Origin of the sequence: Pseudoxanthomonas sp. USHLN014, assembly GCF_037153335.1 — a bacterium.
In the GTDB taxonomy this organism is placed as follows: domain Bacteria; phylum Pseudomonadota; class Gammaproteobacteria; order Xanthomonadales; family Xanthomonadaceae; genus Pseudoxanthomonas_A; species Pseudoxanthomonas_A winnipegensis.
On record NZ_JBBCKO010000007.1, the window covers coordinates 27,195 to 51,856 of the forward strand.

At 71.3% G+C, this 24,662-nt stretch carries 24 protein-coding genes; 23 read left to right on the forward strand and 1 reads right to left on the reverse strand.

Annotation, left to right across the window (positions count from 1 at the left end):
• Nucleotides 1-9 precede the first annotated feature (9 nt).
• The 10 genes from fliG (at nucleotide 10) to fliP (ending at nucleotide 8,973) form a co-directional block, all read left to right on the forward strand.
• Nucleotides 10-993, forward strand: coding sequence for a flagellar motor switch protein FliG (gene fliG, locus WFQ05_RS13425; RefSeq protein WP_165394586.1), 984 nt, complete (start codon nucleotides 10-12; stop codon nucleotides 991-993).
• Nucleotides 990-1,604, forward strand: a complete 615-nt coding sequence (locus WFQ05_RS13430) for a FliH/SctL family protein (RefSeq protein WP_130523217.1) — start codon at nucleotides 990-992, stop codon at nucleotides 1,602-1,604. The genes fliG and WFQ05_RS13430 overlap by 4 nt, the downstream gene beginning before the upstream one ends.
• Nucleotides 1,601-3,004 (forward strand): flagellar protein export ATPase FliI, encoded by a 1,404-nt coding sequence (gene fliI, locus WFQ05_RS13435; protein WP_337054201.1) that lies wholly within the window; start codon nucleotides 1,601-1,603, stop codon nucleotides 3,002-3,004. Before WFQ05_RS13430 ends, fliI begins: the two co-directional genes overlap by 4 nt.
• A gap of 42 nt (nucleotides 3,005-3,046) precedes the next feature.
• Nucleotides 3,047-3,505, forward strand: coding sequence for a flagellar export protein FliJ (gene fliJ / locus WFQ05_RS13440; RefSeq protein WP_130515559.1), 459 nt, complete (start codon nucleotides 3,047-3,049; stop codon nucleotides 3,503-3,505).
• Complete coding sequence (locus tag WFQ05_RS13445; RefSeq protein WP_337054202.1) at nucleotides 3,502-5,109, forward strand: flagellar hook-length control protein FliK; 1,608 nt, start codon at nucleotides 3,502-3,504, stop codon at nucleotides 5,107-5,109. The genes fliJ and WFQ05_RS13445 overlap by 4 nt, the downstream gene beginning before the upstream one ends.
• 523 nt (nucleotides 5,110-5,632) lie before the next feature.
• Entirely contained in the window at nucleotides 5,633-6,145 is a 513-nt protein-coding gene (locus WFQ05_RS13450) for a flagellar basal body-associated FliL family protein (RefSeq protein WP_130523213.1), read from the forward strand.
• Entirely contained in the window at nucleotides 6,145-7,152 is a 1,008-nt protein-coding gene (gene fliM / locus WFQ05_RS13455; protein ID WP_337054203.1) for a flagellar motor switch protein FliM, read from the forward strand. The genes WFQ05_RS13450 and fliM overlap by 1 nt, the downstream gene beginning before the upstream one ends.
• Nucleotides 7,149-7,478, forward strand: a complete 330-nt coding sequence (gene fliN / locus WFQ05_RS13460) for a flagellar motor switch protein FliN (protein ID WP_130515551.1) — start codon at nucleotides 7,149-7,151, stop codon at nucleotides 7,476-7,478. Before fliM ends, fliN begins: the two co-directional genes overlap by 4 nt.
• Nucleotides 7,475-8,131: a flagellar biosynthetic protein FliO gene (fliO, locus tag WFQ05_RS13465; RefSeq protein ID WP_337054204.1), complete on the forward strand. Its 657-nt coding sequence runs from the start codon at nucleotides 7,475-7,477 to the stop codon at nucleotides 8,129-8,131. Before fliN ends, fliO begins: the two co-directional genes overlap by 4 nt.
• Complete coding sequence (gene fliP, locus WFQ05_RS13470; RefSeq protein WP_306993474.1) at nucleotides 8,128-8,973, forward strand: flagellar type III secretion system pore protein FliP; 846 nt, start codon at nucleotides 8,128-8,130, stop codon at nucleotides 8,971-8,973. Before fliO ends, fliP begins: the two co-directional genes overlap by 4 nt.
• Nucleotides 8,974-9,279: 306 nt before the next feature.
• On the opposite strand, the gene WFQ05_RS13475 is transcribed toward fliP, so the two are convergent.
• Nucleotides 9,280-9,621 (reverse strand): DUF559 domain-containing protein, encoded by a 342-nt coding sequence (locus tag WFQ05_RS13475; RefSeq protein WP_337054206.1) that lies wholly within the window; start codon nucleotides 9,619-9,621, stop codon nucleotides 9,280-9,282.
• A gap of 288 nt (nucleotides 9,622-9,909) precedes the next feature.
• Between WFQ05_RS13475 and WFQ05_RS13480 the strand changes: the two genes are divergently transcribed.
• The 13 genes from WFQ05_RS13480 (at nucleotide 9,910) to WFQ05_RS13540 (ending at nucleotide 24,555) form a co-directional block, all read left to right on the forward strand.
• Complete coding sequence (locus WFQ05_RS13480; RefSeq protein ID WP_130515545.1) at nucleotides 9,910-10,179, forward strand: flagellar biosynthetic protein FliQ; 270 nt, start codon at nucleotides 9,910-9,912, stop codon at nucleotides 10,177-10,179.
• A 19-nt stretch (nucleotides 10,180-10,198) separates the two neighbouring features.
• Nucleotides 10,199-10,987 carry a flagellar biosynthetic protein FliR gene (gene fliR / locus WFQ05_RS13485; RefSeq protein WP_130523210.1) on the forward strand — a complete coding sequence of 263 codons (789 nt, stop codon included), beginning with the start codon at nucleotides 10,199-10,201 and terminating at the stop codon, nucleotides 10,985-10,987.
• A 16-nt stretch (nucleotides 10,988-11,003) separates the two neighbouring features.
• Nucleotides 11,004-12,176 carry a flagellar biosynthesis protein FlhB gene (flhB, locus tag WFQ05_RS13490; protein ID WP_337054207.1) on the forward strand — a complete coding sequence of 391 codons (1,173 nt, stop codon included), beginning with the start codon at nucleotides 11,004-11,006 and terminating at the stop codon, nucleotides 12,174-12,176.
• A gap of 35 nt (nucleotides 12,177-12,211) precedes the next feature.
• Nucleotides 12,212-14,257, forward strand: a complete 2,046-nt coding sequence (flhA, locus tag WFQ05_RS13495) for a flagellar biosynthesis protein FlhA (protein ID WP_130531028.1) — start codon at nucleotides 12,212-12,214, stop codon at nucleotides 14,255-14,257.
• Between the two features lie 432 nt (nucleotides 14,258-14,689).
• On the forward strand, nucleotides 14,690-16,294 hold the full coding sequence (gene flhF, locus WFQ05_RS13500) for a flagellar biosynthesis protein FlhF (protein WP_337054208.1): 1,605 nt from the start codon (nucleotides 14,690-14,692) through the stop codon (nucleotides 16,292-16,294).
• Nucleotides 16,281-17,129 carry a MinD/ParA family protein gene (locus WFQ05_RS13505; protein WP_130530787.1) on the forward strand — a complete coding sequence of 283 codons (849 nt, stop codon included), beginning with the start codon at nucleotides 16,281-16,283 and terminating at the stop codon, nucleotides 17,127-17,129. Before flhF ends, WFQ05_RS13505 begins: the two co-directional genes overlap by 14 nt.
• A complete protein-coding gene (locus WFQ05_RS13510) occupies nucleotides 17,126-17,875 on the forward strand; it encodes an RNA polymerase sigma factor FliA (RefSeq protein ID WP_337054209.1) in 750 nt (249 codons plus the stop codon). Before WFQ05_RS13505 ends, WFQ05_RS13510 begins: the two co-directional genes overlap by 4 nt.
• A 723-nt stretch (nucleotides 17,876-18,598) precedes the next feature.
• Nucleotides 18,599-19,342: a flagellar motor protein gene (locus tag WFQ05_RS13515; protein ID WP_130515533.1), complete on the forward strand. Its 744-nt coding sequence runs from the start codon at nucleotides 18,599-18,601 to the stop codon at nucleotides 19,340-19,342.
• 22 nt (nucleotides 19,343-19,364) lie between these two features.
• Entirely contained in the window at nucleotides 19,365-20,333 is a 969-nt protein-coding gene (motD, locus tag WFQ05_RS13520; protein ID WP_337054210.1) for a flagellar motor protein MotD, read from the forward strand.
• A complete protein-coding gene (locus WFQ05_RS13525; protein ID WP_337054211.1) occupies nucleotides 20,333-21,112 on the forward strand; it encodes a ParA family protein in 780 nt (259 codons plus the stop codon). Before motD ends, WFQ05_RS13525 begins: the two co-directional genes overlap by 1 nt.
• On the forward strand, nucleotides 21,109-22,545 hold the full coding sequence (locus WFQ05_RS13530) for a bifunctional diguanylate cyclase/phosphodiesterase (RefSeq protein WP_337054212.1): 1,437 nt from the start codon (nucleotides 21,109-21,111) through the stop codon (nucleotides 22,543-22,545). The genes WFQ05_RS13525 and WFQ05_RS13530 overlap by 4 nt, the downstream gene beginning before the upstream one ends.
• 162 nt (nucleotides 22,546-22,707) lie before the next feature.
• A complete protein-coding gene (locus WFQ05_RS13535) occupies nucleotides 22,708-23,370 on the forward strand; it encodes a sensor histidine kinase (protein ID WP_306993492.1) in 663 nt (220 codons plus the stop codon).
• Nucleotides 23,371-23,475: 105 nt separating this feature from the next.
• Nucleotides 23,476-24,555 (forward strand): HDOD domain-containing protein, encoded by a 1,080-nt coding sequence (locus tag WFQ05_RS13540; RefSeq protein WP_130523203.1) that lies wholly within the window; start codon nucleotides 23,476-23,478, stop codon nucleotides 24,553-24,555.
• The last annotated feature ends 107 nt before the right edge of the window (nucleotides 24,556-24,662 follow it).

The following is a 24,662-nucleotide window of genomic DNA, read 5'->3' on the forward strand; positions in this document are numbered from 1 at the left end:
GATGCGCCGCTGACCGGCACCCAGCGCGCGGCCGTGGTGCTGCTGTCGCTGGGCGAGGCCCAGGCCGCCGAGGTGCTCAAGCACATGGAGGCCAAGGAAGTGCAGAAGCTCGGCGTGGCCATGGCCAGCGTCGGCGATATCCCGCATTCGCTGGTGCAGCAGGTGATCGCCCGGTTCGTCGACACCCTGGAGCAGCCGGCCAAGATCGGCGACGGCGCCGACGAGTACGTGCGCGCGGTGCTCATGCAGGCCCTGGGCGAGGAGCGCGCCAGCGGCCTGATCGACCGCATCCTGTCCGGGCGCAACACGCCGGGCCTGGAAGCGCTGAAGTGGATGGAGCCCAAGGCCATCGCCCAGCTGGTGCGCAACGAGCACCCGCAGATCATCGCCATCGTCATGGCGCATCTGGAAGGCGACCAGGCCGCCGAGGTGCTCAAGCACATCCCGGCCGAGCTGCACGGCGATCTGCTGGTGCGCATCGCCACGCTGGACGGCATCCCGCCGCATGCGCTGGCCGAACTCAACGATGTCATGGCCCGCCAGTTCAGCGGCAGCCAGGGCAAGCCCTCGGCCATCGGCGGGGCCAAGGTGGCCGCCAACATCCTCAACTTCGTCGAGGCCGGCCAGGACGAGTCCCTGCTCAAGGCCATCGCCGCGGTCGACGACGGGCTGGGCACCGAGATCCGCGATCTGATGTTCGTGTTCGACAACCTGGCCAATCTGGACGACCGCACCATGCAGGCGATCCTGCGCGAGGTCTCCACCGACAAGCTGGCCCTGGCTATGCGCGGCGCCGATGTGCGCGTGCGCGAGAAGATCACCAAGAACATGTCCCAGCGCGCCGCCGAGATCCTGCTCGACGACATGGAGGCGCGCGGCCCGGTGCGCCTGGCCGAAGTGGAGGCCGCGCAGAAGGACATCCTGGACCAGGTGCGCAAGATGGCCGAGGCCGGTGACATCTCCATCAGCACCCGCAGCGAGGCGCTGGTGTGATCGACGCCTTCGCCCCGGCCGCCGACGCGGTGCGCTGGACCGCCCCAGGCCTGGGCCCGCGCCGCGATGCGCCCGAGCTGCCCAAGCCGCCGACCGCCGCGCAGATCGACCAGATCCGCAGCGACGCCCAGGCCGAAGGCCACGCCGCCGGCTACGCGGCGGGACTGGCCGCGGGCCAGGCCGAGATCCAGCGCCGCATCGAACAGATCCAGGCCGTGCTGGACGGCTTCACCCGGCCGCTGGCGCGCCTGGATGGCGAAGTGGCCGACGCGCTGGCCGACCTGGCCACGCGCATCGCCGGCGTGCTGGTCGGCCGCGCCTATGCCGCCGATCCCAGCCTGCTGGCCGACCTGGTGCGGGAGGCGATCGACGCGGTCGGCAGCGGTAGCCGCGAACTGGAACTGCGCCTGCACCCGGACGACTTCGGCGTGCTGGCCCCGCATCTGGCGGGCCTGAGCGGCGTACGCCTGACCGCCGACGCCGGCCTGGGCCGCGGCGAGCTGCGCCTCAACAGCGAGGGCGTGCGCATCGACGGCACGCTTCATGCACGGCTGCAGTCGGTGCTGGAGGCCACCCTGGCGTCCGGCGAAGGACATGCGCCCGCGCCATGAACGCCCTGCCCCACGACGCCGTGACCGATGGCCTGCAAGGCGCCCGCAATCTGCGCCTGGCGCAGCGGCTGCGCCAGGCCGATCCGGCCAACGAATCGATGGGCCTGGTGCGCGAGGGCGTGCTGCGCCGCGCGGTGGGCCTGACCCTGGAAGCCTCCGGCTGCAGCGCGCCGATGGGCTCGCGCTGCCGCGTGGCCACCTCCGGCGGGCGCTGGGTCGATGCCGAGGTGGTCGGCTTCTCCGGCGAGCGCACCTTCCTGATGCCGACCGGCGACCTGCAGGGCCTGCTGCCCAATGCGCGCGTCATCGCCACCCGCACCAAGGGCGAGGTCGCGGTGGGCGAAGGCCTGCTGGGCCGGGTGATCGACAACGACGGCGCGCCGCTGGACGGCAAGGGCCCGATCCGCGCCGAAGGCTATGTCGCCCTGGCCGGCGTGCCGATCAATCCGCTCTCGCGCCAGCCCATCGTCGAATCGCTCGATGTCGGCGTGCGCGCCATCAACGCCATGCTGCCCATCGGCCGCGGCCAGCGCGTGGGCCTGTTCGCCGGCTCGGGCGTGGGCAAGTCGACGCTGCTGGGCATGATGACCCGCTACACCTCGGCCGATGTCATCGTCGTGGGCCTGATCGGCGAACGCGGCCGCGAAGTGCGCGATTTCGTCGAGGCCACTCTCGGCGAGGACGGCCTGCGCCGCGCGGTCGTGGTGGCCGCGCCGGCCGACCGGCCGCCGCTGGCGCGCCTGCACGGCGCGCTGCGTGCCACCGCGATCGCCGAGTGGTATCGCGATCAGGGCCTGCACGTGCTGCTGCTGATGGATTCGCTGACCCGCTTCGCCCAGGCCCAGCGCGAGATCGGCCTGTCGGTGGGCGAGCCGCCGACCACGCGCGGCTATCCGCCCAGCGTGTTCGCCAAGCTGCCGGCGCTGGTCGAGCGCGCCGGCATGGGCGCCGACGGGCGCGGCTCGATCACCGCCTTCTACACCGTGCTGACCGAGGGCGACGACCAGCAGGAGCCGATCGCCGATGCCTCGCGCGCGATCCTGGACGGCCACATCGTGCTGACCCGCCGCATCGCCGACGCCGGCCAGTACCCGGCCATCGACATCGAGCAGTCGGTCAGCCGCGTGATGCAGGACATCACCGACGCGCCGTGGCGCGAGCACATCCGCAAGCTCAAGCGCCTGATGGCCGCTTACTCGGCGCAGCGCGACCTGATCGCCATCGGCGCCTACCAGCGCGGCAGCGATCCCAACGTCGACGAGGCGATGGCGCGCTGGCCGGCGATCCAGAACTTCCTCGGCCAGGACGTGCGCGAAGCCTCCGACGTGCAGGCCAGCCGGCAGTCGCTGCATCGCCTGCTGGACGACACGCCCGGCCAGCCTTTCCCGCTCAAGCAGTAACCGCTGCTCCCCCCCTCGCAATCCACGTAAGAGAACGCCCCCATGCGCTCACAACGCCTCGAACCGCTGATCAAGGTGACCCAGCAGCGCCAGGACGACGCCGCCCGCGCGGTGGCCGAGCGCGAGCGCGTCGTGCACGAACAGCAGGAGCGCCTGGACGCGCTGCGCCGCTACGCCGAGGAGTACGCCGCCTCGCCGGCCAACGCCACCATGTCGCCGGCGCTGCTGGTCAACCGCGTCGCCTTCCGCGAACGGCTCAATGCCGCGGTCGTGCAGCAGGCCGGCATCGTCAGCCAGAGCCAGCAGGTCACCGACGTCGAACGCGCGCGCCTGCTGCTGGCCAGCCGCGAGACCCTGGTGCTGGAGAAACTCGCCGACAGCTACCGCGCCCAGGAGGCGCAGGTGCAGCAGTCCAAGGCCCAGCGCGAGCTGGACGAGATCGGCAACCGCGGCGTCGCCGCGCGGGCCGCCGCGCTGCAGGCCGAAGGAGAAGGCGCGTGATCGCCGGGGGCGCAGCGTTCTTGAGCGGCGCGGGCCTGGCCTCGCCGGGTGCGCCAGCCTCACCGGCCGCTTCGGCGGCGACGGCCGGCGACGGCCGCAGCTATGCCGATTTCGCCGCCAGCGCGGCCACTGCCGCGACCGGGAGCGCCACGCCGGCGGCCGGTGCCGGCGCTGCGGCGCAAGGCGCTCCCGCCAATGCTACCTCTTCGCAGCCCGCCAACCCCAGCGCCGCCGCCGCGCCGGCGGCCGGGAGCACCACGCCGCCCGCCGGCGGGAGCGACACCATGCAGCCCAACCCCGCCAATGCCACGCTTCCGCTGCCTGCCGCCAATGCCGGCGCCGCCGGGCTCGCGGCCGCCGCGCACCAGATCCGCCGCGGCGCGGACCCCGAAGCGGCCATCCCGGATGCCACGCAGTCGATGCAGGCCGCGCTGACGCCCGAGATCGCAGACAGCGTCCCGGCGCCGCTGGCTAGGTCCACGACCGCCGGCAAGGACGACGCCCAGGCCGCGCCCGTGTCGTCGAGCGATCCGCAGCAGCTGCTCGCCCTGCTGGCCGGCAGCCTGGCCATCACCGCGCCGGTCACGCCGGCGGCCAACGCGCCCATGCTGCCGGCGGCGGACGCCAGCGTCACCGGCGCGGCCAGGGCCGTGAATCCGGCGCTACTCGCCGGCAATGCCGTCGGCGCCAACGCTGCGTCCACCGCTGCCACGCCCGCGGCCGCAGCCGCGACCGCTCCTGCGCCCGCGCCCACCGGCGACGCCCAGCCGTCGCTCGCCACCGGCGTCGCGTTCACCGCGCCGGCCCAGCCGCTGACCGACGCGGCGACGCTGCCGACGGCGGATGGCAGTGCCAGCAGCGCCACCAAGGGCGTGACCGCCGCGCTGATCGCCGGCAACGCCGCCGGTGCCCTGCAGCAGTCGCCAGGCCTGGTCTCGACCGGTGCGCTGGCCGCCCTGCTCGACCCCAAGGCCGCCGCCACTGCCGCCCCGGCCGACGCGCTGAAACTGGCGGTCGGCGCCGCGCTGGAGCGCGAGGGCGCCAGCGGCTTCGCGCTGCCGGACAGCAAGGACGACAGGTCCGACGCGCTGAGCTTCGGCGGACTGGTCCAGGGCACGCCGAGCCTGGATCGCCCGCTCACCGCCAATGCCGTGACCGCCACGCCGATGAGCATGCCGGCGCAGTTGGACGACGGCTTCGACGACAGCTTCGGCACGCGCATCGCGTGGATGGCCGAGCAGAAGCTGGGCCACGCCGAGATCCGCCTCAACCCGGAGCACGCCGGCCCGATCGACGTGCGCATCCAGCTGGACGGCACCCAGGTCAATGCCGCCTTCCACAGCGCCAACGCCGATGTGCGCCAGGCTTTGGAAGCCAGCCTGCCGCGCCTGCGCGACCTGCTCGGCCAGCAGGGCCTGCAGCTGGGCAACGCCGACATCGGCCAGCGCCAGCAGTCCGGCCAGCAGCAGGATCAGGGCGCCGCACCGCGCTCGCAGGGGCAGTCCTTCGGTAGCGATGCGTTTGGAAATGGGCGCGCGACCGCGCAGGCCTCGGTCGCCCCTGTGACTGTACGTAGCCGCGGCCTGCTCGACGAGTACGCCTGATCGCTGCGCGCTCTCATCACCATGACGCCGGCAGAGGACAGCCGCGGCTCCCGTTGAGACGCGAAGCCAGCGCCTTGATCCTTCGCATGTAAAGCCACTGGGTTCCCGCTTTTGCGGGAACGACGGTAGGGAGGTTTTGCTAGTGGTGACGATAGGGAGGCTAGCTGCTAGGTGCGGCGCGCGCCTTGAAGCCACCTACTCGCCGAAAGCCAATCCCACTCCGCGCGAATGAGTTCAAAGCCCGTCATCCCCGCGAACGCTGGGATCCAGGGACGTCCGTGCAGATCGAGCAACGTCCATGGGTTCCCGTCTTCGCGGGAACGACGGTAGACGTTTCGTGGGGGCGCCAAGGCGCATCGGCGCCAGCGGAGCGTTGGGCGCGAGCCCATGGCCGCGACGGAATTCCGCCGCCAACAAGGCGCATCGGACGTTCCCCGCAGGCTCACCCAGGCATCGGACGCACGGCACGCCGCTTGCATCACGCGGGGCAGTCTCCCCTTTCGTCGATACCGGAGTGGTTCCCGTGGCTTCCAAACCCGCAGCAGCGGCCGATGCGCCCAAGAAGAAGAGCAAGCTGCCCCTGATCCTCGGCGCCGTGGTGCTGCTCGGCGGCGGCATGGCGGGCGGCTGGTTCATCCAGCAGCGCGCCGGCGGCGGCCACGCCGCGGCGGAAGGCGCGCCGGCGGGCGAACACGGCGCGAGCGCCAAGGCCAAGGCCGGCGCGACCTACTTCGCGCTGGACCCGGCCTTCGTGGTCAATCTGGCCGATACCGACGCCACGCGCTATCTGCAGGCCGACGTGCAGGTGATGACGCGCGACCCGGAAACGCTCAAGGCGCTGCAGGACCAGGCGCCGGCGATCCGCAACCGCCTGTTGCTGCTGTTCGGCCAGCAGACCGCCGCCGGCCTGGCCCAGCGCAGCGGCAAGGAGCGCCTGCAGGAGGCCGCCCTGGTCGAGGTCAAGAAGGTCCTGGCTGGCGAAGGCGGTCCCAACAAGCCCGAAGCGGTCCTGTTCACCAGCCTGGTCGTGCAGTGATGAGCAACGAACTGCTGTCCCAGGACGAGATCGACGCGCTGCTGCACGGCGTGGACAGCGGCGCGGTCGGCACCGGCCAGGCCGCCGCGCCCGGCGAGGTGCGCCTGTACGACTTCAAGCAGGCCGGCCGCGCGATCCGTAACCGCCTGCCCGGGCTGGACGCGCTCAACGAGCGCTTCGTGCGCAACTTCAGGACCGGGCTGTTCAACCTGCTGCGCCGCGCGCCGGAGCTCACCTACCGCGGCACCGACGTGCTGCGCTTCGACGAGTACGCCAATGCGCTGCCGATGCCGGCCAGCGTCACCCGCGTGCACATGGCCCCGCTCAAGGGCACCGCGCTGGTGGTGTACGAGCCGCGCCTGGTCTTCAGCACGGTGGAGAACTTCTTCGGCGGCGCCGGGCGCCTGCCCGCGCGCATCGACAACCGCGAGTTCACCCCGACCGAGCAGCGCGTGATCCAGCTGATGCTCAAGCAGACCCTGGCAGACCTGGCCGAGGCCTGGACGCCGCTGGCGCCGGTGGCGCTGTCGGTGCTGCCGCCCGACCCCAACCTGGCCACCGCCGACCTGATGGACGGCCGCGACTACATCGCGGTCAGCCGCTTCTCGGTGGCGCTGGAAGGCGGCGGCGGCGATCTGCACGTGGCCATGCCCTACAAGATGCTCGAGCCGGTGCGCGAACAGCTGGAGGTCTCGAGCAAGCGGCCCAAGGCCGAGGCCGACGCCGGCTGGTCGCGCGCACTGCGCGCCGGCCTGCAGGACGCCGACCTGGAGCTGAGCCTGTCCATCGCCCACCGCCAGATCAGTCTGCGCGATCTCTCGCGCCTGCGCGTGGGCGACATCATCCCCATCGAGCTGGCACGCCCCGTGCATCTGGAAGTCGAGCGCACGCCGATGTTCGCCGGCGAGTTCGGCGTCCACAACGGCTTCAACGCCTTCAAGGTCACGCAGGTGCAGTTCCCGCGCGTGCCCTCCTCCAACGATTCCCCCGAGTCCGACCTCCTATGAGCACCGATCCCGCCGCGCCCGCCGCCTTCGATTCCCTCACCGCCGAACCCGGCGCCGTGGCGGGCGATCTGAATCTTGACGTCATCCTGGACGTGCCGGTGCAGCTGTCGCTGGAAGTCGGCCGCACCCGCATCCCGATCCGCAACCTGCTGCAGCTCACCGCCGGTTCGGTGGTCGAGCTCGAACGCGCCGCCGGCGAGCCGATGGACGTCTACGTCAACGGCACGCTCATCGCCCAGGGCGAGGTGGTGGTGGTCAACGACCGCTTCGGCGTGCGCCTGACCGACGTGGTCAGCCCGGCCGAACGCATCAAGAGGCTCAAGTGAGCACGGCGGCGTCCGCAGCGGCGTCGCTGGCGCCGGACGCGGTCGTCGCCCCCGCCGATACGCTGCCGGCCACGGCCGCCGCCAGTCCGCAGAGCGACGGCCATGCGCCGGCGAGCACGGCACCGGCCGCGGCCACCAGCGTCGCGGCCTCTTCCGCGCCGGCCACCGCCGACCAGGCGTCCGCCGCCGCGCTGCCGACCAATGTCGAGGCCGAGGCCGCAGCCGCGTCCACGGCGCAGCCGGCCAAACAGTTCACCGTGCCGGGCCGTCCGGCCGCGCAGGCCACCACGACCCAGCTCGGCGCGCCGGTCGGCGCCCCGGCCAGCGGGACCGGCGCCGGCAGCATCGGCGGCGCGGTGCTCGCCCTGGTGCTGGTGGTCGGCCTGATCCTGCTGCTGGGCTGGCTGGCCAAGCGCATGCCCGGCATCGGCGGCGCCAGCAATCCGGCGCTGAAGGTGGTCGGTTCGCTGTCGCTGAGCCCGCGCGAGCGCGTGGTGGTCGTGGCGGTCGGCGACACCCAGCTGGTGCTGGGCACCGGCGCCGGCGGCACGCGCGTGCTGCACCAGCTCGACACCCCGCTGCCGCTTCCCCAACACAAAGCGCCGCCTGCATTCGCCCAGGTGCTGGCGCAGCACTTCGGTAAGAAATCATGAGCCTGTCGCGTTCGCGCCTGATGCCGCTGCTGGCGGTGCTGCTGCTCGGCCTTGGCCTGGCCTTGACCGGCAGCGCCCTGGCCCAGCAGGCCGCCCCGCAGGCCGCACCGGCGCAGGCTGCCGCCGCGCCGCAGAACAACCTGCCCAGCGTTACCGACCTGGCCGGCCAGCCGCTGCCGCAGGTCAACGTCGGCCAGGTCGGCGGCGAGAAGGTCAGCATGCCGCTGCAGGTACTGCTGCTGATGACCAGCATCACGCTGCTGCCGGCGGCGCTGCTGGGCATGACCGCCTTCACCCGCGTGATCATCGTGCTGGGCCTGCTGCGCCAGGCGCTGGGCACCGGTCAGACGCCGTCCAATCAGGTGCTGCTGGCGCTGGCGCTGTTCCTGACCTTCATGATCATGACGCCGGTGTTCGACGCGTCCTGGACCCACGGCATCGCGCCGTACCTGGACAAGACGATGGACTTCAAGTCGGCCTGGAGCGCGGCGATCGAACCGTTCCGCGGCTTCATGCTGGCCCAGGTGCGGCAGAACGACCTGATGACCTTCGCCAACCTCTCGCATACCGGGCCGTACGCCAACCCGCAGGACGTGCCGTTCGGCGTGCTGGCCGCTTCGTTCCTGACCAGCGAGCTGAAGACCGCGTTCGAGATCGCCTTCCTGATCTACATCCCGTTCGTGATCATCGACCTGGTGGTGGCCAGCGTGCTGATGTCCATGGGCATGATGATGCTCTCGCCGATGCTGATCTCCGCCCCGTTCAAGATCCTGCTGTTCGTGCTGGTCGACGGCTGGGTGCTGGTGGTGGGCTCGCTGGCGTCGAGCTTCAATCCGTTTTGATGGGGTTGGTTGGCTCGCGAGCTGCGATCCATCTGGTTGTTTGGGGCCGCTGGCCTCCAGCTTGCCTTCGTTCTGGAGTTCGAGCTCCGGCTCTTCTGACAGGTCCCCGCGAAGAGCCACCCCTCCCCAGCCCTCCCCTTGGCCTGCGGCCAAAGGGAGGGGGCAAAAGCAAGGCCAAGCACTTCTCCGCGACGGCAAGATCAAGCGACTCTGTTACCGCCCCCATGACCCGCCCCCTCCCTTTCGCGAAGCGAAGGGGAGGGCTGGGGAGGGGTTACGCCGTTGCCGTTGCTGTTGCCACCCGCATCAGCCCTCCAACCCCAGCGCGCGCAGGATGTCCTCCAGCACCGCATCCGGCCGCTGCAGCACGTCATGATTCCAGTAGCGCAGCACGCGATAGCCCGCCGCATTGAGCGCCCGCGTCCTCGCCGCATCGGCCCGCAGCTGTTGGGCGTGCTGCCCGCCGTCGAGTTCGATGATCAGCCCCATCGCTGGTGCCGCGAAATCGGCGATGTAGCCGGCGATCGGCATCTGGCGCCTGAACTTCACTCCGGCCAGTCGCCCGCCGCGCAGGCGTTGCCAGAGTCGGTGTTCGGCGTCGGTCGGCGCGTTGCGCAGCTGGCGTGCGCGGTGGCGCAAGGCATCCATGCCTGAGCTCCTTGGATGGTCGCTACAGAATGCGACGTAGGAAATGCGAAAAAGCGGAAAAGCTCACCCCTCCCCAGCCCTCCCCTTCGCTGCGCGAAAGGGAGGGGGCAAAAGCACGGCCGTGCGGTTTCAGGCTGAGCTCATGACCTGCCCCCTCCCTTTGGCCGTAGGCCAAGGGGAGGGCTGGGGAGGGGTTAGCTTTTGCTCCTGGGCTCCAGGCACGCGCCTTGCAGCCTTGCCGGCATTCGCCGGAAACCCGGCACCCGACGCGCTTTGCCCGATACGGCCATGACCCCTGAAACCGCCCTCACCGAAATCTCCCGCGGCCTGGAAATCGCCCTGGTCCTGGGCGCACCGCCGCTACTGATGGTGCTGGTGGTCGGCGTGGTGGTGGGCATCGTGCAGGCGGCCACGCAGATCAACGAGGCCACCATCGCCTTCGTGGTCAAGGCGCTGGCGCTGGTGGCCACGCTGGCGATCGCGGGCAACTTCCTGCTGGGGCGTCTGACCGCCTTCACCATCGACCTGTTCCACCGCATCCCGCAGCTGATCGGCTGAAGCCTCAAGGCGCGCGACGATGGATGCCGTCACCCTGACCACGTCCACCGGCGTGGACCTGTTCGGCCTGCTGGCCACGGTGCTGTGGCATGGGCTGCGCATCGGCGCGGCGTTCCAGGTGCTGCCGGTGATCGGCGGGCGCACGCTGCCGGCGCGTGTGCGCCTGATCCTGGTGGTGGCGCTGTCGGCCACGCTGTCCACGGTGCTGCCCGCCGCGCCGCCGCTGGCGATCGATTCGGCCACGGTGCTGGGCGTGCTGCGCGAGTTCACCGTGGGCCTCGCCATCGGCCTGGTGCTGCGCCTGGCCTTCGAGGCCGGGCAGCTGGCCGGCGAATTGGTCTCCCAGGGCATGGGCCTGTCGTTCGCGACCATGGCCGACCCGCTGTCCGGCGCGTCCTCGCCGGTGCTCTCGCAGTGGTTCTTCCTGGTGTTCTCGCTCCTGTTCTTCAGCTTCGACGGGCACCTGGCGCTGATCAACCTGCTGGCCGGCAGCTATGCCAGCCTGCCCATCGGCGCGGCCCTGCCCGATCCGCATGCGGTGCTGTCGGCGGTGCCGGACTTCTTCGGCGCCGCGCTGCGCGCCGGGGTGCTGCTGGCGCTGCCGGTGATCATGGCGCTGCTGGCGGTGAACATCGCCTTCGGCGTGCTCTCGCGCGCCGCCCAGCAGCTCAACCCCATGCAGATCGGCCTGCCGGTCTCGCTGCTGGTCGGCCTGGTGCTGCTGATGCTGCTGGCACGCCAGCTGCAGGCCCCGGTGCAGGCGCTGTTCGACCAGGCCTTCGCCGCCGCCCGCGCGATCACGGGCTGACCAGGAGCGCAGGACGATGAGCGAAGACCAGGAAGACCGCACCGAATTACCCACCGAAAAACGCCTGCGCGAGGCCCGCGAGAAGGGCAACGTGCCGCGCTCGCGCGAGCTGGCCAACGTGGCGGTGCTGGGCTGTGCGGTCATCGCGCTCAAAGCCAGCGCCGGCCACATCGGCGCGGTCAGCCGCGACTGGATGCGCGGGGCGCTGCAGCTGGACCGGGCCATGCTCGACGCGCCCGAGCGCCTGCTGCCGCACGCCGCCTCGCTGGCCGTGGCGCTGTTCAAGCCGATGCTGCCGCTGTTGGCCGCCGCGCTGGCGGCCTGCCTGATCGCACCGGCGATCATGGGCAGCCTGCGTTTCACCAGCCAGGCGCTCAAGCCGGATTTCAGCCGGCTCAATCCGATGACCGGCCTCGGCCGCATGTGGGGCAAGGAGAGCCTGGCCGAGCTGCTGCGCTCGCTGCTGCGCGTGGGCCTGATCGGCGGCATCGGCACCTGGATGGTCTACCGCGCCTTCAAGGCGCTGCTAGGCATGCCGCAGGCCTCGTTGGAGCAGTCGGTGGCCGGCGGCGTGCAGATGGCCATGTCCACCCTGCTGGCGATGATCGGCGCGCTGGGCGCGCTGGCCCTGCTGGACGTGCCCTGGCAGCACTACCAGCACCGCGCGCGGCTGAAGATGACCAAGCAGGAGATCAAGGACGAGTTCAAGGAGGCCGAGGGCAACCAGGAGGTCAAGGCGCGCGTGCGCCAGGTCGCCATGCAGATGTCCAAGCGCCGGATGATGGAGGCGGTGCCCACCGCCGATGTGATCCTGATGAACCCCACCCACTACGCGGTGGCGCTCAAATACAAGGCCGACGCCGGCATGCGCGCGCCGGTGGTGGTGGCCAAGGGCGTGGACGAGACCGCCCTGGCCATCCGCGAACTGGCCCAGGCCCACCGCATCGCCGTGGTCGAGGCGCCGCCGCTGGCACGCGCCTTGTACAGACAGGCCCAGGTCGATCAGGAAATCCCGGTGAAGCTCTACGCCGCCGTTGCCCAAGTGCTGTCTTACGTCTACCAGCTGCGCGCCTGGGCGCCGGGCCGTGGCCCGATGCCGGCGCTGGCGCCGCTCGACGCCGGCCCCGAGGGCGCGGTGGATTACGACCCCCACGCTGCCGGCGCCATCGCCAAGGAACCGTCACCGTGAGTGCGCAGCAAGGTCGGTTCTCCGTCGATGGGCTGATGGGCGCGGTGCGCTCGGGCGCGGCCGCGCCGCTGGTGGTGGTGGCCATGCTGGCCATGGTCATCGTGCCGCTGGCGCCGTTCGTGCTGGACGGGCTGTTCACCATCAACATCGCCCTGTCCCTGGTGGTGCTGCTGGCGGTGGTCTACGTGCGCCGCCCGCTGGAGTTCTCGATCTTCCCCAGCGTGCTGCTGCTGGTCACCCTGCTGCGCCTGGCGCTGAACGTCGCCTCCACGCGCGTGGTGCTGCTGCACGGCCACAAGGGCCCCGGCGCGGCCGGCCATGTGATCGAGTCCTTCGGCCAGTTCGTGATCGGCGGCAGTTTCGCGGTGGGCATCGTGGTGTTCGCGATCCTGACCATCGTCAACTTCGTGGTGGTGACCAAGGGCGCGGGGCGCATCTCCGAGGTGTCGGCGCGCTTCATCCTCGACGCCCTGCCCGGCAAGCAGATGGCCATCGACGCCGACCTCAACGCCGGCCTGCTGACCCGCGAGGAGGCCAAGGCCCGCCGCCAGGAAGTGCGCGAGGAGGCCGACTTCTACGGCTCGATGGACGGCGCCAGCAAGTTCGTGCGCGGCGACGCCATCGCCGGCATCCTGATCCTGGCGATCAACATCGTCGGCGGCCTGCTGATCGGCGTGCTCCAGCACGACATGTCCTTCGCCGACGCGCTGCGCACCTACACGCTGCTGGCCATCGGCGACGGCCTGGTCGCCCAGCTGCCGGCGCTGCTGATCGCCACCGCCGTGGCGATGCTGGTGACCCGCTCCACCGGCGAGCAGGACATGGGCGCCACGGTGTCCAAGCAGGTCTTCGGTCATCAGCGTGCGCTGACCATCGCCGCGCTGCTGCTGGGCCTGATCGGCATCATCCCGGGCATGCCCAACGTGCCGTTCCTGATCCTGGCGGCGGTGCTGGGCTATGCGGCCTGGCAGCTGCACAAGCGCCGCCTGGCCGCCCCGCAGGAAGACGCCGCGGCCGCGGCGGCCGCCGCCAGCACGCCGGCCGGCAATGCCGAGCTGAGCTGGGACGAGATCCGCCCGGTCGAGCCGCTGGCCCTGGAAGTGGGCTACAAGCTGATCGCGCTGGTGGACAAGAACCAGGGCGGCGAACTGCTGGCGCGCCTGAAGGGCGTGCGCCGCAAGCTGACCCAGGACCTGGGCTTCCTGATTCCCGCCGTGCACGTGCGCGACAACCTGGAGCTGGCACCGGGCCAGTACCGCGTGCTGGTCCACGGCGTGCCGCTGGCCACCGGCGACATCCATCCCGACCGCGAGCTGGCGCTGGACCCGGGCCGCGTGTTCGGCGCGCTGGACGGCATCCCCGGCAAGGACCCGGCCTTCGGCCTGGATTCGACCTGGATCCTGCCCGCCCAGCGCGCGCATGCCGAATCGCTGGGCTATACCGTGGTCGACGCGGCCACCGTGGTGGCCACCCACCTGTCGCACCTGATCCGCGAGCGTGCCGCCGAACTGCTGGGCCTGGAAGAGGTGCAGCAGCTGCTGGCCACGCTGGGCCGCGGCGGCAACGCCAAGCTGGTCGAGGACCTCACGCCCAAACTGCTGCCGCTGTCGGTGGTGGCCAAGGTGCTGCAGTCGCTGCTGGCCGACAAGGTGCCGCTGCGCCAGATCCGCCAGATCGTCGAGACCCTGCTCGAGCACGCCGTCCACACCCAGGACCCGGCGCAGCTGACCGCCGCGGTGCGCGTGGCGCTGGGCCGCTTCATCGTGCAGGAACTCAACGGCATGGCCGACGAACTGCCGGTGTTCACCCTGGCCCCGCAGCTGGAGCGGGTGATGCAGGACTCGGTCAGCGGCCAGGGCGGCGCCCTGGAACCCGGCCTGGCCGAGCGCATCCACCAGAACCTGAGCCAGTGCGTGACCCAGCAGGAGAGCAAGGGCGAACCGGCCGTGCTGCTGGTCCCCGGCAACGTGCGCGCCGCCATCGCCCGCCTGGTCCGCCACAGCGTGCCTTCGCTGTCGGTGCTGGCCTATTCGGAAGTGCCGGAGGACAAGCGGTTGCGGCTGGTGGGGGCGGTGGGGTGAGGAGGCCGGGATTCGGGATTCGGGATTCGGGATTCGGGATTCGGGCGAAGCTAAGAGCTTTGTCAGAAGTGGGCAAGAAGAACTGGTGATCGAGGCGAGATCCAGGAATCAAGCGACGTTCGCACTAGCCGCATGACCCGCCCCCGCCCTTGCGCGCAGCGCAAGGGAGCTCGAAGTCGCGCTAGCGACCGAGGGGTGAGAGGTCAGCTGTTGCTGTTGCTGCTTCGCTCTCCTCCGGCCACGCGCGAAAAGCCCCCCTCCCCAACCCTCCCCTGCGCTACGCGCAAGGGAGGGGGCAGAACACTTGGGCTCACGCTTCCCGCGATCCCGAATCCCGAATCCCCAATCCCCGCCCCACCCACGGCACAACTCCTGCATGAGTCCAACCAAGCGTGATGCCGGAGGGCCGGCAGCGCAGGAGACCACCGCCCGATGAACATCAAGAGTTTCGTTGCCAGCGACATGCGCACCGCGCTGCGGATGATCCGCGACGCGCAGGGGCCGGACGCGGTGATCCTGTCCAGCCGGCCGGTGGCCGGCGGCATCGAAGTGGTCTCGGCCACCGAGTACGACCAGGCCGCGCTGGCCCGCGCCATGCGCGCGGCGGGCGCCGACCCGGCCGATGCCAGCCCGGCCGCGCTGTCGGCGCTGGCCCAGCAGCAGCTGCCCGCCGGGATCCCGGCATCCGTCGGAATCCCGGCGCAGCCGGTCGCCGCCGCCCAGCCGATCGCCGCACCGCCGCCGCCGAGCGCGCGGCCCGATCCGGCCGCCGCCTTCGCCGCGGTCATGGACAAGGCCCGCCCCGCAACGCACGGCGCCGACTCGCTGCTGGCACGCGCCCGCGCGCGCCTGCTCGGCCAGCCCGCCGAACCGGCGCCGGCCGCCGAGCCCGCCCAGGTCCACGTCGCCGCACCCGAAGCCGCCGCCCAGGTCGACGTGCAGGATTTCGCCGCCGCCCTGCGCGCGCGCCTTGCCGAAAGCGAGGCCCAGGCCACCGTCACCCTGGACATGACCCGCCCCGCGCAGCCGATCACCGCCGCCCCGGTGGCCGAGGCCGCCGCCCCGATCACCGAGGCCCCGACCGAACCCGCCCGCCCCGCCCTGGCCCTGGTGCCCGGCATCGAGACCGACCCGGCCATCGTCGCCATGCGCGAGGAAATGGCCCGCATGCGCGCGTTGATGGAGGCGCAGATGGAGCAGCTCTCGCTCGAACGCCTGCGCGGCTCGCCGGCGCGCGCGGCCGCCTTCGACGCCCTGACCGGCTACGGCTGCGAACAGGCCCTGGCCCAGGCCGTGGCCCTGCGCGTGGACCCGTCCCTGACGCTGGCCGAGGTCAGCGCGGCGATGCTGGCCGAACTGGCCGACAGCCTCAGCATCTGCGCCAGCGAGACCATCGACGAGGGCGGCGTGATCGCCCTGGTCGGCCCCACCGGCGCCGGCAAGACCACCACCGCGGCCAAGCTGGCCGCGCGCTTCGCCGCCCGCCACCGCGCCCGCGACGTGGCCCTGATCACCACCGACTGCGAGCGCCCCGGCGCCCACGAACAGCTGCAGGCCTACGGCCGCAAGCTCGGCATCACCGTGTGCGAGGCGCGCGGCATCGGCGGCCTGCAGCTGGCGCTGGAGCAGCTGGCCGACTATCCGCTGGTGCTGGTGGACACCACCGGCTACGCGCCGACCGACCGCGCGCTGTTCAACCAGATCCTGTGGCTGCGCGCGACCACCAAGGTGCGCAGCCTGCTGGTGCTGCCGGCCAACGGCCACGCCCAGGACATGGGCGAGGTCATCCGCCGCTACCGCCCGGCCGCGCCGGAAGGCCTGATCCTGACCAAGCTGGACGAGACCGGCTACCTGGGCAGCGCCCTGTCGGTGGCCGCGCGCACCGCCATGCCCATCGCCTACACCACCAACGGCCAGCGCATCGACAGCGACATCGACGCCGCCGACGCCCTGGCCATCGCTCAGGCGATGGAAAGCGCGCGCCGCAGCAGCGATGTGGCCACCCACGGCATCGAGACCCGCCATGCAGTCGCCTGATCCCCGCGCCCCGCGCATTCCCCGCGTCATCGCCGTGGCCAGCGGCAAGGGCGGCGTGGGCAAGACCACGACCTCGATCAACCTGGCCGCGGCCATGGTCAACGCCGGCCAGCGCACGCTGCTGCTGGATACCGACCTGGGCCTGGCCAATGCCGATGTGATGCTGGGCCTGTCCCCGCGCTTCACCCTGGCCGATGTGTTCGCCGGCAAGTGCACGCTGGCCGACACGCTGCTGGAAGGCCCGGGGGGCCTGCTGGTGGTGCCGGCCGCCTCGGGCAAGCAGCACATGGCCCAGCTGACGCCGGCCGAGCACACCGGCCTGATCCACGCCTTCTCCGAGCTGGACGTGCCGCTGGACGTGATGGTGATCGACAACGCCGCCGGCATCGCCGATGGCGTGCTGACCTTCTGCCAGGCCGCGCACGACGTGGTGGTGGTGGTCTGCGACGAACCGGCCTCCATGACCGATGCCTACGCGCTGATCAAGGTCCTGGGCCGCGACCGCGGCGTGCGCCGCGTGCACGTGCTGGCCAACCAGGTGGGCGATGCGACCGAGGGCCCGGCGCTGTTCGCCAAGCTCGAACGCGTGGTCGGCCGCTTCCTGGACATCACCCTGAACTATCTCGGTGCGGTGCCGCGCGATGAATGGCTGCGCCGCGCGGTGCAGCGCCAGGAGGCCGTCGTGGACGCCTTCCCCTCAGCGCCCTCGGCCATCGCCTTCCGCGACATGGCCCGCCGCGCGCGCCAGTGGCAGCAGCCCACCGCCCCACGCGGCCATGTCGAATTCTTCCTCGAACGCCTGGTCGGCCAGCCCGCCCAAGGGAGCCCGGCATGAACCTCATGGCCGCCGCCCAGTACCGCGCCCACCAGCAGGGCTCGCCCGCCGAGATCGTCGAGCGGCACGGCGAACTGGTGCGCCGCATCGCCCACCACCTGGCCGCGCGCCTGCCGGCCAGCGTGGAGATCGACGACCTGATCCAGGCCGGCATGCTGGGCCTGATCGACGCGGCCCGGAATTTCCAGAACGACCAGGGCGCCACCTTCGAGACCTACGCCTCCATCCGCATCCGCGGGGCGATGATCGACGAGATGCGCCGCGGCGACTGGACCCCGCGCTCGGTGCACCGCAACTACCGCGAGATGGTCTCGGCCGTGCGCCAGGTCGAGCAGGCCACCGGCCGCGCCGCGACCGCCGCGCAGGTGGCGGCGGTCATGCAGATCCCGCTGGACGAGTACCACCACCTGGTCGAGGACGCGGCCCGCGGCCAGCTCACCAGCCTGGACGCGCACATCGCCGAACACGACGGCGAGGCGCGCCTGGCCGGCGCCGACAGCGCCACCCCGGCGCGCGCCTTCGAGCAGACCGCCTTCCGCGATGCCCTGGCCGAGGCCATCGCCGGCCTGCCCGAGCGCGAGGCGATGGTGCTCTCGCTGTACTACGAACAAGAGCTCAACCTGCGCGAGATCGGCGCGGTGCTGTCGGTCAGCGAATCGCGCGTCTGCCAGATCCACGGCCAGGCCGTGATCCGCCTGCGCGCCCGCCTGTGCGAATGGAAGCGCGAGCCGGCGGAGATCGACTGAGGGTGGCTGTTTGGCGGGGTGCTGAAAGTCGAAGAGCTAGAAGCTGAAAAGCTCAAAGCTGAAGAGCTAGAGAGCTAAAAAGCACCCCCTCCCAACCTCCCCCTTCGCTACGCGAAAGGGGAGGGGCTGATCGCCTGGTGGGAGCCGCCATGGCGGCTCCCACTTGTAGAGCGGAGCTTGCTCCGCTAGGGCTTTCCCACGAACCGAACCAACAGCAGCGGAGCGAGCTCCGCTCTACAGACGGGCGGCCGCTAGATTTGAGAGATAGTTGCTCCCACGACAGCAAGGCACTCCCAGCAAAGCCCGAAGCCGGCTCCTGCCTTTCGCGGGAGCGATAGCCTCAGCCATTTGAAAGGCCGCGCGCGGTCTGCCCCATCCCATTGGCCGCAGGCCAAGGGGAGCTCGAAGTCGCGGCTAGCGACTGAGGGGCTGGGGGTGCTCTTCGCGGTAAGCCAGAAGATCCCCGCCTCCCAACTCCCCTCGCTGCGCAAAGGGACCGCACGGATTCCAGCCACATCGAGAAACCGCGCACTGCATCACGCCGCGACAGTGATCCATCGCGGAGCCGCGCCATGAGCCTGGCGCGTATCTTGCAACACAGGGTCAGCCGCAACGCATCCCAGGTGCATGAGGCGCGCGCATCGCGCGCGCCGCATCCCGCCTGTCGCGCCGCGTGCGAAAAACCTCTCTTCAGGAATCCGGCGCGCGGCCGTCATACAGATCATGGACAAGCTCAGCCTCGTTGGTGCCATTCTCGCGCTGGTCGCGCTGCTGCTCGGCAGCGTGCTCAAGGGCGCCGGCATCGAAAGCCTGTGGTCGCCGGCCGCGTTCGTGATCGTGGTTATCGGCACCTTCGCCTCGATCATGCTGCAGACCCATATGTCTACCTTCCTGCTGGCCTTCAAGCTGGTCAAATGGGTGTTCATGCCGCCCGCGCAGGACCGCGCCGGCGTGCTGGCCAAGATCGTCGAGTGGTCCAACACCGCGCGCAAGCAGGGCCTGCTCGGCCTCGAGGCGCAGGTCAAGGAGCAGGACGACGCCTTCATCAAGAAGGGCCTGCAGATGGTGGTCGACGGCATCGAGCCCGAGTCGATCCGCAACGTGCTGGAGACCGACATGCACCACCAGCAGACCCGCGACACCGCCGCGGCCAAGGTGTTCGAGGGCATGGGCATCTACGCGCCCACGCTGGGCATCATCGGCGCGGTGCTGGGCCTGATCGCGGTGATGAAGAACCTCGCCGACCCGTCCAAGCTGGGCCACGGCATCGGCGCGGCGTTCACCGCCACCATCTACGGCATCGGCATGGCCAACCTGATGTTCCTGCCGGTGGCGGCCAAGCTCAAGGCGCTGATCGCCGAACAGAACGAGTCCCGTGAGATGATCCTCGAGGGCCTGATCGCCATCGCGCAGGGCGAAAACCCGCGCAACATCGAATCCCGACTGTCGGTCTACGTGGCGCACTAGAACACAAGGACGACCTCCCCCCATGGCGCGCAAGCACCAGCACGAAGACCACGTCAACCATGAGGCCTGGGCGATCCCCATGGGCGACCTCATGACGTTGCTGCTGGCCTTCTTCGTGGTGATGTACGCGATCTCCTCGGTCAACGAGGGCAAGTTCCGCGCGGTGTCCGACGCGCTCAACGCCGAGTTCGGCGGCCCGCCGCGCTCGGTCTCGCCAGTGCAGCTGGGCAAGCACCAGCTGCTGGGCTCCTCCTTCGACCGTCCCTCGCTGGCGACCTCGGCCGCGCGCATCGGCCCGGCCCCGGCCAGCCAGCTGATGCAGGCCAAGATGCGCCAGGCGCTGGACGCGCCGCGCTACGGCCAGTCCACCGTCGGCATGACGCCCACCGCGTTCGACGCCACCGCCAGCCAGGGCCCGGGCATCGGCGGCGGCCAGCTGGGCGCGGTCGGCGAGAACATCCAGGCCGTGCTTTCCGACCTGGTGGCCAAGCACCAGGTCACCGTGCGCCGCGGCGAGAACTATCTGGAAGTGGAGATCCAGAGCGACATCCTGTTCCCCAGCGGCGTGGCCACGCCCAGCCCGGTGGCCGCCTCGACCGTGCAGCGCGTGGCGCAGGTCCTGCGCGACGTGCCCAACGCGGTGCGCGTGGAGGGCTATACCGACGATCAGCCCATCGCCACGGCGCAGTTCGCCTCCAACTGGGAGCTGTCGGCCGCGCGCGCGGCCAGCGTGGTCCACGTGCTGACCCAGACCGGCGTATCGCCGGCGCGGCTGGCGGTGGTGGGCTACGGGCAGTTCCAGCCGGTCGCCGACAACGCCACCGCGCAGGGCCGCAACGCCAACCGCCGCGTGGTGCTGGTGATCCTGGCCACGCCCAACGGCGGCCGCCCGCGCGGCCCGGACTCGGTCAGCCCCGACACGCTCCAGCCGCAGCCGTCCACGCCGGTGGCCGTCACCCCGCTGCCCGCCAACGTGGAGGCCGCCGGTTGATGAAGACCTGGGCGATCGCCAACCAGAAAGGCGGCGTGGGCAAGACCACGACCACGCTGTGCCTGGCGCGCTGCCTGGCGCAGGCCGGCCGCCAGGTGCTGATCGTGGACATGGACCCGCATGCCTCGATGACGCGGGCGTTCAACGTGCCGCGCCATCCGGTGCCCAGCGGCACGCACGAGCTGTTCGCCCACGGCGCCCCCGGCGCGGATACGCTGGCGCGCACCACGCCCATCGAGGGCCTGCGCCTGCTCGCCGCGCAGCCGGCGCTGGCCACGCTGGAGCGCCGCAGCGCCAGCCAGCCGGGCCTGGGCATGGCGCTGCAGCGCGCCCTGTCCGGCGTGGCCGACCTCTACGATGAGGTCCTGCTGGACTGCCCCCCCACGCTGGGCCTGCTGATGGTCAACGCCCTGGCCGCCGCCGACGCGCTGATCGTGCCCACCCAGACCGATCCGTTGGCCTTGCACGGCCTGACCGACATGCTGCATACCGCCGAGATGGTCGAGACCTCGCGTCGCCGGCCGCTGCCGCGCTTCGTGCTGCCCACGCTGTACGACAGCCGCACCACCCTGGGCACGCAGAGCCTGGAGCTGCTGCACGACCTGCACACCGGCCGCGTGTGGCCGCAGGCCATCCCGATGGATGCGCGCCTGCGCGATGCGCGCGCGCTGGCCTCGGCCGCGCCCATGACCGGCCCGGGCGCCAATGCCTACCGCCAGGCGCTGGCCTGGCTGCAGGCCCAGCCGCCGCTGTCCGCCACACGGAGCCAGGCCGCGTGAACCGCTCGCCCTCCGACGATCCGATCGCCGGCTACGTCGATGCCCTGCTCGACGATCCCGCGCGCGAGCGCGCGCGCACCGAAGAGGATCCGGTCACCGGCCTGCCCACGCGCAACGGCCTGCTGGTCGCGCTGGACGAACGCCGCAACCAAGGCATTCCCACGGCGGTCGCGGTGCTGGGCCTGGACAACTTCCGCTCGATCATCGTGACCCTGGGCCACGCCACCGCCGATACGGTGCTGCAGGTGGTGGCCGCGCGCCTGTTCGCGCGGCTGCCCGACGATGTCTTCCTGGCGCGGCTGGAGGGCGATGAGTTCGCGCTGTGCTTCCCCAGCGCGCGGCAGAAGCCGATGGAGGCCATGCTCAACGCGCTGCTGCTGGACCTGGCCCAGCCGTGCGAGGTCGATCTGCATCGCGTGCACCTGGATGCCTGCATCGGCGTGGCGATGGATGGCGAGGCCGAGCCGGCGCTGCCGTCCGTGCCGGCCGACGAGGTCGCCGCGGTCGACGATTCGCCCGAGCTGCCCGATGCGCTGGAACTAGTCACCCGCGCGCAGCTGGCCATGCACCACGCCAAGCGCAGCCGCGGCCGCTCGCTGCGGCGCTTCGAACCGAGCATGCGCACCGAGGCCATCGACCGGCGACGGCTGGACCTTGAGCTGCGCCGCGCCCACCGCGACGGCGAGTTCGAGCTCCACTACCAGCCGCAGATCGAGCTCAAGTCCGGCCGCGTGTCCGGCGCCGAGGCCTTGCTGCGCTGGCGCCACCCCGAGCGCGGGGTGCTGCTGCCGGCGGAGTTCATCGAGGCCCTGGCGGTCAGCGGCATCGCCACCACGGTGGGCTGGTGGGTGCTGGAACAGGCCTGCAAGGACGCGGTGAGCTGGCCGCTGATGGACGGCCGCCCGCTGGCGGTGAGCGTGAACCTGTTCCCGGTGCAGTTCGCCCACGAGGATCTGCTCAAGGAAGTCGACAACGCCCTGGCCAGCAGCGGCCTGGCGCCGGCGCGGCTGGAGCTGGAACTGACCGAGATCATCGCGCTGCGGGAAGACGGCAATGCCGCCTCCACGCTGCAGCAGCTGCGCCGGCGCGGGCTGCGCGTGGCCTACGACGACTTCGGCACCGGCTATGCCTCGCTGTCCACGCTGCATCACCTGGCCGTGGACCGGGTCAAGATCGATCGCGGCTTCGTGCGCGATGTGATGCAGGACCGCGGCGATGCGGCGATCGTGCGCTCGATCCTGCTGATCGCGCGCAACTTCGACCTGCAGGTCACCGCCGAAGGCGTGGAGACCGACACCCAGGCCGACTTCCTGCGCGCGCTGGGCTGCAACGAGGTGCAGGGCTATCTGTACTCGCCGGCGCTGCCGCGGGTGGACTTCGACGTCTGGCTGGACCGCTACCAGCGCAGCCGCGCCCTCCCGCACGATCGATAATGAGCTGCAGCCGCGCGGGCTCCGACGCCGGCGCGGCTGATCCACTTCGAGATCAAGCGCGCGACGCGCCAGCGTGCGGCTGTACCGCGCGGCTCGATTCGAGGCGCTCCCTGCCGACCCATCCTCACGTCGAAGCCCGTCGCACGCTTTAGGCTGGCGCCCATGCCCGACCCTGCCCATGACGCGGCCCACGACCCCGCCTTCCGCGACGCCCTGATCGCCGCCCAGGACGCCGAGCGCGCGCGCATCGCCCGCGAACTGCACGACGAGCTCGGCCAGCTGCTCACTTCCCTGCGCCTGAGCCTGGCCGAACTCTCCGCCACCCTGACCGTGCCGCAGCAGCAGGATCTGGCCTGCGATCTCGACGCGCTCTCGGCCCAGGCCCTGCAGGCCGTGCGCGGCATGACCCACGCCCTGCAGCCGCCGCTGCTGCAGCAGGCCGGCCTGGTCGCCGCGCTGGAGGCGATGTGCCAGCGCCACGACGCCTCGGGCGCGGTGCGCTGCACCCTGCAGGCCCCGGCCGAGCTGCCGCGCCTGCCCGACGCACTGGAGCTGGCCGTGTACCGCATCGCCCAGGAGGCATTGACCAATGCCCTGCGCCACGCCCGCGCCACCCAGATCCAGGTCAGCCTGCTGGTCCGCGCCAGCACGCTGCAGCTGACCGTGCGCGACGACGGCGCCGGCTACGACGTGGGCAGCCCGGCGGGCTTCGGCCGGCGCGGCATGCACGCCCGCGCGGGGCAGCACGCAGGCCAGCTGCACGAGAGCTCGGACGATGAGGGCACCTGCGTGCGCGCGACCTTCCCGCTGGGCGGGGCAGGCTGAGCGAACCGGCCGGCGTCCCCGACCAAAGGCACGCCAACGCCGCGATTGCGATAAATAGCGTTGCTATCATGCGGGCATCGCATCGCAACACCTCCTGAGGGCTCCGTGCACATCGTCGTGGCTGGTGAAACCAGCGAACAGGCAGCGCAACTCCAGATCCACCTGGCCGCGCGTGGCCGCGACTGGGGGGTGAGCTGGCTGCAGCTGGGCGATGGTCCCACCCCGCATCTGGACGCCCTGGCGCCCGACGCGCTGGTGTGCTTCTCCGGCACCGGCTGGAACCGCTGCAACCTGATGATGCACGAGCTGCGCGAGCGCTTCCCGCTGGCCGCGCGCGTGGTGCTGGTGCCCGATCCGCAGGGCGAGGAGATGATGCAGGCGCTGGACGTGGCCCACCGCGTGCTGCCCGAGCCGTTCGATCCGGTCGCCCTGATCGATGCCATCGACGACATCGTCGAACTGCGCTCGCTGCTGGACGATGCGCGGCTCAAGCAGGCCATCGAGCAAGCCGGCCCGCTGCCGGCCGCGCCCAAGCAGTACCTCACCCTGAGCCGCCTGCTGCGCAACGACAGCACCCAGGCCGCCGATCTGGTGGACGTGGTCACGCAGGACCCGGCGCTGGCCGCGCGCGTGCTGCGCCTGAGCAACTCGGCCTACTACTCCGGCGGGCGCGAGATCAGCGACCTGCGCATGGCGGTGGTGCGCCTGGGCCAGGACGCGCTGCGCCGGCTGGTGCTGGCCAGCGAGGTGTTCTCCTCCGGCCCCGGCGTGGACGAGGTGCGCGAGCGCGCGCTGCGCATCTCGCGCCTGGCCGACCAGCTGCTGCCCGAGGCCGGCACCGGCGTGGCCGCCACCGCCGGCCTCCTGTCCCAGGTCGGCCGGCTGCTGCCGCCGCTGGAACTGCACGAGCCGGACGGCCCGACCCTGCTGCCGCACAGCGTCGCCGGCGCCTATCTGCTCGGCCTGTGGGGCCTGCCCGCGCCGATGATCGAAGCGGTCGCCTGGCACCAGCAGCCGGCGCGCGCCGGCACGCTGTTCTGGGTCGCCGGCGCCGTGCACGTGGCGGCGGCACTGATCGACGGCAGCGAAGTCGACACCGACTACCTGCGCCGCGTGCGCAAGCTGCACGAACTGCCGCGCTGGCGTGCCCTGGCCGACGCCGACCAGGCCCTCGCTCAAGCCTGAAAGCCCCTCCCCTCAGTCGCTAGCCGCGACTTCAAGCTCCCCTCGGCCTACGACCAAAGGAAGGGAGCAGGCGCGCTCCGCTGTGTGAGAAGACGCAGGCACCGCCC